Source organism: Kitasatospora sp. NPDC057500, assembly GCF_042802195.1.
GTDB lineage: Bacteria > Actinomycetota > Actinomycetes > Streptomycetales > Streptomycetaceae > Kitasatospora.
The window spans coordinates 1-10440 of sequence record NZ_JBHVER010000245.1 but is presented as its reverse complement, the minus strand read 5'-3'; the positions used below and the strand labels follow the sequence as shown (position 1 = coordinate 10440).

Here is a 10440-nt window from a genome sequence, read left to right as displayed (position 1 = left end):
GGCTACCACCGCCGCTGCCCCGGCCGGCCCCCTCGGGCCCCGGGCGCCCGTCCCGGGGCGCCCGGGGCCCGACGCGTTCCGCGCTCACGGGGTCGGGCCGGCGTCCCCCTCGGCGAGCAGCCGGGCGAGCCTGGCGTCCTGGGCCCGGACGGCCTCGCGGTGGGCGTCCAGGGCCGGTGCGTTGCGGTCGATCTGCTGGCGCTGGTAGCCCGCCAGGACGGCGAACCAGATCGCGGCCAGGTCGGTGCGGGTGGTGCATTCGGCATCGGCCCGGGCGGCGGCCAGTTCGGCGGGAGTGGGCTGCGGCGAGGCGTGGAAGCGGTCCGGGAAGGTCGCCGGGTTGTCGGCCTGGAACCCCGCGGCCGTCATGCAGCCGGCCCACTCGGCGGTCGCCGCCGTGACCCGGCCGTCGCGCCCGGTGGCGGCCATCGACTCCGCGAAGAGCCGCCCGATGAGTTCGGCTCCCGGCCCCGGCGGCGAGCCGATCCGTTCGGCGGCCTGCCGGTCGCAGTCGACCCGGGCGGCGTCGTAGGCCTCGCCGGCCCCGGCCGCCGGTGCGGCTGCGCCCGCGGGGGGAACGGTCCTGCTGGGCGCGTGGAACCCCTGGACGCCCGCGACCTCCGCCCCGAGGTACCCCCAGGCGCCGGCCGGCAGGGCGGTGGCGTTGTCCGGCGGCCGGGCCTGTTGCAGGCTGTCCCCGCTGAATCCGGCGTAACCGGCCCGGCGCATGCAGGAGACGACCAGTGCATTGCGCACCTGAATCTCCTTCACGGCGGCCTCGTCGCCGGCCTGATAAGCGGAAAGCGGAAGTCCGGTCATTCCGGCCCGGCCGGATTCCGGGGCTTTTGCCTGGCCGATCGCCGGTGGTGTCAGGGCGGAATCCGCGGAACCCCCTCCGGAGGCTCCGGAGCAGCCTGCGAAAAAGGCCGATAAAACGACCGCTGTGGCGGTGGCGGTGAATCGTCCGAAATGCGTCGGGCGGGTCAAGCGGAAGCTCCGATCCTCAGGAACGGCGGGACTGTTCGGACCCTAGCGCATGCCTGTGCGGGGCGGCCCTTCGGGCATCGGGACGATTGGCTTGGCCGGAAATGAACTGTTGGGCCGTGCATCGTCATGTCAGCCTCTGGAGTCGCAGCCGCTACCCCTTCGGAGGGTTCACATGATTCGCCGCACAAATCGTTCGGAACATTCTTCCGGGGACCGATCCGGAAAAGCCGGGAGCCGCCGGATCGGCGCTCTCGCCGTGCTCGTCGCGGCGGCCGCCACCGTGCTGCCGGCGACGAATGCCGAGGCCGTCAACCGGATCGAGTGCGGGAACCGCACCGATTTCGCGAAGGTCCACAACTACGGCTACAGCGGGAAGCTCTGTTTCGCGAACGACGGCTGGATGGCCGTGCGCATCTACAACGTCGACCGGATCGACGCCGGGAACAACAAGGTCATCACGTACCTCGGTGGCGGCATGGGCTCGTGGACGGTCTTCAACTGGGAGCAGTACGACTTCAACGGCAACGTCGGCCACCAGGTGATGATGTACGACATCAACCTCTCCCGCTGGTAGCCACCGGCGGACGGGCCCCGCGGGCCCGCGCGGGCGAGGACGCCCGCTGACCCGCGGTGCCGGGCGCGTGCGGTCGCCCGGCACCGTCTCCGACGGGTCAGAGCACCTCGACCGCGGCGGCGCCCCGGCCCAGCCGGCGCCGGCAGTCCAGCACGTACCGGGCGTGGGTGGTGACCGCCCCGTAGTCGAAGTCGTCGTGGTCGGCGAGCAGCACCACCGCGTCCGCCGCCGCCAGCTCCGCCGCGTCGGCCTCCACCCGGCGGACCGCGCCGAACGGGTCCCCGTGCGGGTCGTGCTCGGCCGCCCGCTGGCCGGGGATCACCGGCTCGGGCACGTGCACCCCGACCACCACGTGCGGGTCGGCGGCCCGGACCTCGGCGCCCATCCGGACCAGCAGCTCGGCGACCCGGGCGGCCGGCGTCTCCCGGGCGTCACCGGTGTTCTTCTTGTACGCCAGCCCGAGCAGCAGCACTCGCGAGCCCTTGACCGAGCGCTGCCGCTCGTTCAGCGCCTCGGCGAGCCGGCGGACCACGTAGTCGGGCATGTGGCTGTTGACGTCGTTGGCCAGCTCGACGAAGCGGAACGACTGGCCGAGCGCCCGCTCCACCCGCCAGGACAGGTAGGAGGGGTCGATCGGCAGGCAGTGCCCGCCCACCCCCGGGCCGGGGGTGAACCGGAGGTAGCCGAACGGCTTGGTGGAGGCCGCGTCGATGGCCTCCCAGACGTCGATGCCGAGGTCGTGCGCGAACATCGCCAGCTCGTTGACCAGCGCGATGTTCACATGCCGGAAGGTGTTCTCCAGCAGCTTGGTCAGCTCGGCCTCCTTGCAGGAGGAGACCGGGACGGTCCGCTCGACCAGCCCGCCGTAGAAGCCCTCGACCGCCGCCAGCGACGCCGGGTCGATCCCGGAGACCACCTTCGGGGTGTTCTCCAGCCGCCAGGTCGGGTTGCCCGGGTCGATCCGCTCGGGGCTGTAGCCCAGGTGGAAGTCCCGTCCGGCGGTCAGCCCGGAGCCCGCCTCCAGCAGCGGCGCGAGCAGCTCCTCGGTGGTGCCGGGGTAGGTGGTCGACTCCAGGACGACGCTCGCCCCGGGCCGCAGGTGCTGGGCGAGCAGGGCGGCCGAGGCCTCGATGAACGACAGGTCGGGCACCCCGTCGCGCAGCGGCGTCGGCACGGTGATCACCGCGACGTCGAAGCCGGCCACGTCGGACGGCTCGGCGGACGGCAGGTAGCTCCCGTTCTCCAGCAGCGGCCGCAGCCGCTCGGCCGGGATGTCCTCGACGTACGACTCCCCGACGGCCAGCCGTTTGATCCGGCGCTCGTCCACGTCGTAGCCGACCACCCGGTGGCCGACCTCGGCCGCGCGGACCGCGAGCGGCAGCCCCACGTAGCCCTGGCCTGCGATGACAACGCGCATGACGAAGAACCCCCTCCATCGCGACGCCCCCTGGCCCCTCCGGGCGTCCCCCACACGGTCTTCACATCAGGGTAGGGAGCGGGACCGGCCCGCGCGGGTTTTCCCGGGATTGCGCCGGAAGGGGCGGAAGGGGCGGATGGGGCGGAAGGTACCGGAAACGCGGCGTCCCGCCGGTGGGCCCGGGGAAGGGCCGGCCGCGGGGAAGAGCGGGCCCAGGAGAGAGAGCGCGGGCCCCGGAGAAGAGTGAGGCCGAGACCCGTGGCGTCCTCCAGGAAAGGACGCCACGGTTCCCGGCGCGTGGGCGGGCGCCCCCACCCAGGGCCGCCCGGCCTCGCACGCCCGACCCCCATCGGGTGTGCGACCGTGCCCCCGCAGCCATCCCCCACGGTTGGGTGCGGCGGGCACGTTCTCCATGGTGCGCGATCTCCATGGACGGGCAGTGACAGGAGTATGTCCAGTTCGTGGCGGATCGCGACGGCCGGGAAACAGTCCGCACAACGGCGGGAGCGGCGGCCCGCGGCCGGTGGTTCGTCCGCGCCGGACCGCACCCCGTCCGGCCCCCGGCCGTGCGCCGGGTGCGGCTCAGCCTCGCGGCGTAGGCTGGAGACCCCCGGCCGCTCGGCGTGCCGGGCCGTTCGCGTTGCCCGGACCGGCCTCCGGCCCCCCGGGCAGCACCAGCCACGGGACGAAGAAGAGACTCCAGATGAGCCTGACCGGACTGCTCGATGTCGTCGCGCGGGACGCGGCCCTCGCCGAGGCGATCGAGGCCGCGACCGCCACCGGTGCCGCGGCCGGCGGCCGTCGGCACCTCGACCTGGTCGGACCGCCCGCCGCCCGGCCGTTCGCCATCGCCGCGCTCGCCCGCGCGCTCGCCGGGCAGGCGGCCGGGGAGCGGGGCCGTCCGGTACTGGCCGTCACCGCCACCGGCCGGGAGGCCGAGGACCTCGCCGCCTCGCTCCGCTCGCTGCTGCCGCCGGACGCGGTCGCCGAGTTCCCGGCCTGGGAGACGCTGCCGCACGAGCGGCTCTCGCCGCGCTCCGACACCGTCGGCCGCCGGCTGGCCGTGCTGCGCCGGATCGTCCACCCGCGCGCCGACGACCCGGCGGCCGGACCGGTGCAGGTGATCGTGGCGCCGGTGCGCTCGGTGCTCCAGCCGCAGGTGAAGGGGCTGGCCGAGCTGGAGCCGGTGGCCGTCCGGAGGAGCGAGTCGCACGATCTGGAGGAGATCGCCCGGCGGCTCGCCGCAGCCGCCTACTCCCGGGTCGAACTGGTCGAGAAGCGCGGCGAGTTCGCGGTGCGCGGCGGCATCCTGGACGTCTTCCCGCCGACCGAGGAGCACCCGCTGCGGGTGGAGTTCTGGGGCGACGACGTCGAGGAGATCCGGTACTTCAAGGTGGCCGACCAGCGGTCGCTGGAGATCGCCGAGCACGGCCTGTGGGCGCCGCCCTGCCGTGAGCTGCTGCTGACCGACGAGGTGCGGGCCAGGGCCGCCGAGCTGTCCGCCGGGCACCCGGGACTGGCCGAGATCCTGGACCGGATCGCCGAGGGCATCGCGGTCGAGGGCATGGAGTCGCTGGCGCCCGTCCTGGTCGACGACATGGAGCTGCTGCTGGACGTGCTGCCGCTCGGCTCGGTCGCGGTGGTCTGCGACCCCGAGCGGGTCCGCACCCGCGCCGTCGACCTGGTGGCGACCAGTCAGGAGTTCCTGCACGCCTCCTGGGTGGCGGCCGCGGCCGGCGGCGACCGGCCGATCGACCTGGAGGCGATCGACGTCTCGGCGGCCTCGCTGCGCTCGCTCGCCGAGGTGCGCGAGCACGCCGCCGAGATCGGCCTGCCGTGGTGGTCGGTCAGCCCGTTCGCGACCAGCGACGCCTCGGTGGACGACGTGCTGGAGGCCGACGCCAACACGCTGACCCTCGGCATGCACGCCGTCGAGGCGTACCGGGGCGACACCGCGCGGGCGATCGCCGATGCCAAGGAGCGGCTGACCGCCGACTGGCGGGTCGTCATGGTGACCGAGGGGCACGGCCCGGCCTCGCGGCTCGCCGAGGTGCTCGGCAACGAGGGCATCCCGGCCCGGCTGGTCGCCGACCTGTCCGAGGCGCCGACCCGGGACGTCGTGCACGTCTCCTGCGGCTCGATCGAGCACGGCTTCGTCGACGAGGCGCTCAAGCTGACCGTGGTCACCGAGACCGACCTGTCCGGCCAGAAGTCCTCCACCAAGGACATGCGGCGGATGCCGTCCCGGCGCCGCAACGCCATCGACCCGCTGGCGCTGGTGGCCGGCGACTACGTGGTGCACGAGGCGCACGGCGTCGGCCGGTACGTGGAGATGGTGCAGCGCACCGTGCAGGGCGCCACCCGCGAGTACCTGGTGCTGGAGTACGCGCCGGCCAAGCGCGGCCACCCCGGCGACCGGCTGTTCGTGCCGACCGACCAGCTCGACCAGGTCACCAAGTACGTCGGCGGCGAGGCCCCGACGCTGCACCGGCTCGGCGGCGCGGACTGGGCGAAGACCAAGCAGCGGGCGAAGAAGGCGGTCAAGGAGATCGCCGCCGACCTGATCAAGCTGTACTCGGCCCGGATGGCAGCGCCCGGCCACACCTTCGGCCCGGACACCCCGTGGCAGCGGGAGCTGGAGGACGCCTTCCCCTACGCGGAGACGCCGGACCAGCTGACCACCATCGCCGAGGTCAAGTCGGACATGGAGAAGTCCGTCCCGATGGACCGGCTGATCTGCGGCGACGTCGGCTACGGCAAGACCGAGATCGCGGTGCGGGCGGCGTTCAAGGCGGTCCAGGACGGCAAGCAGGTGGCGGTGCTGGTGCCGACCACGCTGCTGGTCCAGCAGCACTTCTCGACCTTCGCCGAGCGGTACGCCAACTTCCCGGTGACCGTGAAGGCGCTCTCCCGGTTCCAGACCGACAGCGAGGCCAAGGCCGTGCTGGAGGGGCTGTTCGAGGGCTCGGTGGACGTCGTCATCGGCACCCACCGGCTGTTCTCCTCGGAGACCAGGTTCAAGGACCTCGGGCTGGTCATCGTCGACGAGGAGCAGCGGTTCGGCGTCGAGCACAAGGAGCAGCTGAAGAAGCTGCGGGCCAACGTGGACGTGCTCACCATGTCCGCGACCCCGATCCCGCGCACCCTGGAGATGGCCGTCACCGGCATCCGCGAGATGTCCACCATCACCACCCCGCCGGAGGAGCGGCACCCGGTGCTGACCTTCGTCGGGCCGTACGACGAGAAGCAGATCTCGGCGGCGATCCGGCGTGAGCTGCTGCGCGAGGGCCAGGTGTTCTACATCCACAACCGGGTGGAGTCGATCGACAAGGCGGCCGCCCGGCTGAAGGACCTGGTGCCCGAGGCGCGGATCGCCACCGCGCACGGGCAGATGGGCGAGACCCAGCTGGAGAAGGTGGTCGTCGACTTCTGGGAGAAGGAGTTCGACGTCCTGGTGTCGACCACGATCGTGGAGTCCGGCATCGACATCTCCAACGCCAACACGCTCATCGTCGAGCGCGGCGACACCTTCGGCCTCTCCCAGCTGCACCAGCTGCGCGGCCGGGTGGGCCGCGGGCGGGAGCGCGGGTACGCGTACATGCTGTACCCGCCGGAGAAGCCGCTGACCGAGACGGCGCACGAGCGGCTGGCCACCATCGCCCAGCACACCGAGATGGGCGCCGGCATGTACGTGGCGATGAAGGACCTGGAGATCCGCGGGGCGGGCAACCTGCTCGGCGGTGAGCAGTCCGGGCACATCGCGGGCGTCGGTTTCGACCTCTACATGCGGATGGTCGGCGAGGCGGTGGCCGAGTTCCGGGAGTCGCTGGCGGGCGGCGGCGAGCCGGAGGAGGAGCCGCTGGAGGTGAAGATCGAGCTGCCGGTCGACGCCCATGTGCCGCACGACTACGCGCCGGGGGAGCGGCTGCGGCTCCAGGCCTACCGCTCGATCGCGGCGGTCAACGCGGAGGAGGACATCACCCAGGTCCGGGACGAGCTGGTCGACCGCTACGGCAAGCTGCCCGAGCCGGTGGAGAACCTGCTGATGGTGGCGGCGCTGCGGCTGTTCGCGCGGCGGTGCGGCATCTCGGACATCACCCTTCAGGGCTCCAACGTGCGGTTCGGGCCGGTCGAGCTGCGGGAGTCGCAGCAGCTGCGGCTGAACCGGCTCTACCCGCGCAGCCAGGTGAAGGCGGCGGCCCAGCAGCTGCTGGTGCCGCGGCCGTCCACCGGGCGGATCGGCGGCAAGCCGCTGGTCGGGCGGGAGCTGCTGGCGTGGTGCCGGGAGTTCCTGTCGACGATGTTCGACGACCTGGCGGGGGCCGCGAAGTAGCGGGCCCCGGGAGGGAGCGCGGCGGTCTCGGGCGGTTGCGCCCGGGACCGCCGTCGTCGTCGCGGCGGGCTGTTCGGGTTGTTCGGACTGTCCGGGCGGTCCGGGCTGTGAACAGGGCCGTCAGCCGATCTTCCACTGGCCGACCTGGTCGGCGAAGCCGTTGTCCAGGGAGAACTGGACCTTGTCGAGCTTGGTGCCGTCGGGGACCTCGAAGACCACGAAGCCCTTGCCCGTCTCGCCGGCGGCGATGTTGGTCGGGGTCTGGAAGGACGGGCCGGCCTTGGTGTCGGCGAGCGTCGGTCCGTATGCCTGGCCCTGGTTGTCGATCACCTTGGCGCTGCTCCAGGGCGCCTCGCTGTACGCCTTGGAGCCGGTCGGCTTGATCTGGAACTGCACGGCGACGTAGTGCTTGCCGTCCGCCGCGGTGAGGTACTCGTTGGTGCTCTCGGCCGGGTCGACCACCTTCAGGGCGGTGACGTCGGCGGTGTTGCCCTTCTCCAGGGTGCTCTTGAGGGCGATGGTGTCGCCGACCTTGGCCGGGGCCTTGGCCGCCTCGGCGGGCTTGGTGTCGGCGGCCTTGGCGGCGTCGCCGGCCGCCGGGGCGGAGGCGGCGGTCTGCTTGGCCTCGGTGGAGACGGTCGTGCCGCCGGTCGAGTCGCAGGCCGTGGCGGTGAGGACCACGAGCGCGGCGCCGGCCAGCAGGGCGGCGGTACGGCGGGTGCGGCGGGTGATGGCGGACATGACTGGCTCCTTCGGGCTTCTGCTCGGTGCCGACCTGACGTGCTGTCGACAGGAGAGATCACACCATGCGCTGTGAACCGTGTCAACAGCGATTCGCCATACCTCTCCGTTCACGTGTGAACGGCTCGAAGGAGGGTGCTGACTATGCTGTGTGGTCACACCGTCGATGCCGCCGCCGATCGCCGCCGAAGGAGCCCCCATGCCGGACCGTCCCGAGGTGACCGCCGTCGAGATCGCCCGTCTCGCCGGGGTCGGCCGTGCCGCCGTCAGCAACTGGCGCCGCCGCCACCCCGACTTCCCCCGCCCGGTCGGCGGCACCGACAGCAGCCCGACCTTCGCGCTCACCGACGTGGAGTCCTGGCTCCGGGCCCAGGGCAAGATCGCCGAACTGCCGCTGCTCGAACGGGTCTGGCGGCTCGTCGAGACCCTGCGCGACCCGGCCGGCCACCCGGCCGCCCCGCTGGTCCAGGCCGGCGCCGTCCTGCTGCTGCACCACCGCGCGCCGGAGCGCTGGAGCGCGCTCGCCGACCAGGCGGACACCAGGCTGGCCACCGGCCTGCCACGCGTCCTCGCCGAAATTGCCCGCACCGTGCTGGGCCCCGAGGGCGCCGCCGACCTGCGGCAGCCCGGCCTGCTCGGCTCCACCGAGCTCGACCTCGCCCGCCTGCTCGCCGAACTCGCCGCCGCGGCCGGCCCGGCCGGCGCCTTCGAACAGCTCCTCACCCGCTACGCCGAGGCCAACACCCGCCAGCTCAGCCCCACCCCGCCGGAGGCCGCCGGACTGCTCGCCGCCGTCGCGGGCGTCCCCGCCACCGTGCTCGACCCCGCCACCGGCCTCGGCGCGCTGCTGCTCGCCCTGCCCGCCACCACCGACCGCTACGGCCAGGACGCCGACCCGGTCACCGCCGGGCTCGCCCGGCTCCGGCTCGCCCTGCACGCGCCCGCCGCCGACCCCGCCCCGCTCCCGGTCGACCTCCGCCCCGGCGACGCCCTGCGCGCCGACGCCTACACCGGCCACACCTTCGACGCGGTGCTCTGCCAACCCCCCTACAACGAGCGGGACTGGGGCCACGACGAGCTGCAGTTCGACCGGCGCTGGCCCGGCGGCCTCGTCCCGCCGCGCGGGGAGTCCGAACTCGCCTGGGTGCTGCACTGCCTCGCCCACACCCGCCCCGGCGGAATCGCCGCCCTGCTGCTCCCGCCCACCGTCGCCACCCGCCGGGCCGGCCGCCGGGTCCGCGCGGAACTGCTGCGCTCCGGCGCGCTGCGGGCCGTCGTCGCACTCCCGGCCGGCGTCGCACCCCCGTACGGGGTGCCGCTCCACCTCTGGGTGCTGCGCGCGCCCCGCCCCGGCGACGACTTCCGCCAGGTGCTGATGCTGGACGCGGCCTCCGCCTCGCCCACCTCTGCCGAGGCCGCCGAGGGCGGCCGCGACAAGGTCCGCTGGCCCGAGCTGCGCCGCACCGTCCTGGACGCCTGGCGCGCCTTCGACCTCGCCGCCCGCGAGGGGCTGCCGCTGCCCCAGGACCGCCCCGGCCGGCACCGGACCGTGGCGGCGATCGACCTGCTCGACGACGAGACCGACCTCTCGCCCGCCCGCCACGTCCCCCCGGCCGCCCCGCTCGGCGGCGCGGCCGGGTTCTCCCACCTCAGCGGCCGGCTGACCGAGTTGCTGGACGGGCTCGCCGACCCCGGGGCGCTGCTGCCCGAGCCGACCGGCGAAGCGGGGACCGGCCCGGGCGGCCCCGGTGGCGGCGGAGGTCCCGCCGGTGGCGGCGCGGTCGTCACGCTGGGGGAGCTGGTCCGCTCCGGACTGCTGGAGGTGCACTCCTCCGGAACCGGCGCGCCCTCCAGGCCGGCCGACACCGACCCGGGCGGCACCCCCGTCCTCACCGACCAGGACCTGGTCACCGGCAGCGCGCCCGGTGCCGTTCTCGACCGGTCCGCCGCCGGCGCCGACGCCCTGCCGCTGACCCGGCCCGGTGACGTCCTCGTCCCCGCCCTCGGCGGCGGCACCGCCCGAGTCGTCGGCCCGGACGGCCCGCCCGCCGGCGCCGTGCTCGGCCGCCAGCTCCATCTGCTGCGCCCCGACCCGGCCGCCCTCGACCCGGACTTCCTGGCCGGCCACCTGCGCTCCACGGCCGTCGCCCGCCGGGCCGCCAGCCACGCCTCCACCACCACCCGGCTGGACATCCGCCGGGTCGAGCTGCCGCGCCTGCAGATCACCGAACAGCGCCGCCTCGGCGCCGCCTTCGCCCGGCTGGCCGCCTTCGACGCCACCCTGCAACGCGCCGCCGCCCTCGGCCGCACCCTCACCCAGGCCGTCACCGACGCCCTCGCCGCCGGCACCGCCGAGCCACCGCAGGCCCCCTGACGCCGGAGCAGGAA

6 protein-coding genes are annotated in these 10440 nt (G+C 74.1%); 3 read left to right on the top strand and 3 right to left on the bottom strand.

What is annotated here, in order from left to right; genetic code table 11:
* Nucleotides 1-84 precede the first annotated feature (84 nt).
* Nucleotides 85-756, bottom strand: a complete 672-nt coding sequence (locus tag ACFU74_RS32855) for a hypothetical protein (protein WP_380763480.1) — start codon at nt 754-756, stop codon at nt 85-87.
* A gap of 487 nt (nt 757-1243) precedes the next feature.
* Here ACFU74_RS32855 and ACFU74_RS32850 point away from each other — a divergent pair, with 487 nt between their 5' ends.
* On the top strand, nt 1244-1561 hold the full coding sequence (locus ACFU74_RS32850) for a beta/gamma crystallin domain-containing protein (RefSeq protein ID WP_380763478.1): 318 nt from the start codon (nt 1244-1246) through the stop codon (nt 1559-1561).
* 97 nt (nt 1562-1658) lie between these two features.
* Here the strand turns inward: ACFU74_RS32850 and ACFU74_RS32845 are convergent, their stop codons facing one another.
* Complete coding sequence (locus tag ACFU74_RS32845) at nt 1659-2978, bottom strand: nucleotide sugar dehydrogenase (protein ID WP_380763476.1); 1320 nt, start codon at nt 2976-2978, stop codon at nt 1659-1661.
* A 703-nt stretch (nt 2979-3681) separates the two neighbouring features.
* Between ACFU74_RS32845 and mfd the strand changes: the two genes are divergently transcribed.
* Entirely contained in the window at nt 3682-7311 is a 3630-nt protein-coding gene (gene mfd / locus ACFU74_RS32840) for a transcription-repair coupling factor (RefSeq protein WP_380763474.1), read from the top strand.
* A gap of 120 nt (nt 7312-7431) precedes the next feature.
* On the opposite strand, the gene ACFU74_RS32835 is transcribed toward mfd, so the two are convergent.
* Nucleotides 7432-8052 (bottom strand): DUF4352 domain-containing protein, encoded by a 621-nt coding sequence (locus ACFU74_RS32835; RefSeq protein ID WP_380763472.1) that lies wholly within the window; start codon nt 8050-8052, stop codon nt 7432-7434.
* Nucleotides 8053-8251: 199 nt separating this feature from the next.
* Here ACFU74_RS32835 and ACFU74_RS32830 point away from each other — a divergent pair, with 199 nt between their 5' ends.
* The gene (locus ACFU74_RS32830) at nt 8252-10426 is read left to right on the top strand and encodes an N-6 DNA methylase (protein WP_380763470.1); all 2175 of its coding nucleotides are present in this window, start codon (nt 8252-8254) and stop codon (nt 10424-10426) included.
* Nucleotides 10427-10440 lie beyond the last annotated feature (14 nt).

Bases quoted from the DNA above. Each gene is read 5' to 3' on its own strand.
- ACFU74_RS32845 (WP_380763476.1), bottom strand. From the start codon at position 2,978: ATGCGCGTTGTCATCGCAGGCCAGGGCTACGTGGGGCTGCCGCTCGCG.
- ACFU74_RS32830 (WP_380763470.1), top strand. From the start codon at position 8,252: ATGCCGGACCGTCCCGAGGTGACCGCCGTCGAGATCGCCCGTCTCGCC.
- ACFU74_RS32835 (WP_380763472.1), bottom strand. From the start codon at position 8,052: ATGTCCGCCATCACCCGCCGCACCCGCCGTACCGCCGCCCTGCTGGCC.
- mfd (WP_380763474.1), top strand. From the start codon at position 3,682: ATGAGCCTGACCGGACTGCTCGATGTCGTCGCGCGGGACGCGGCCCTC.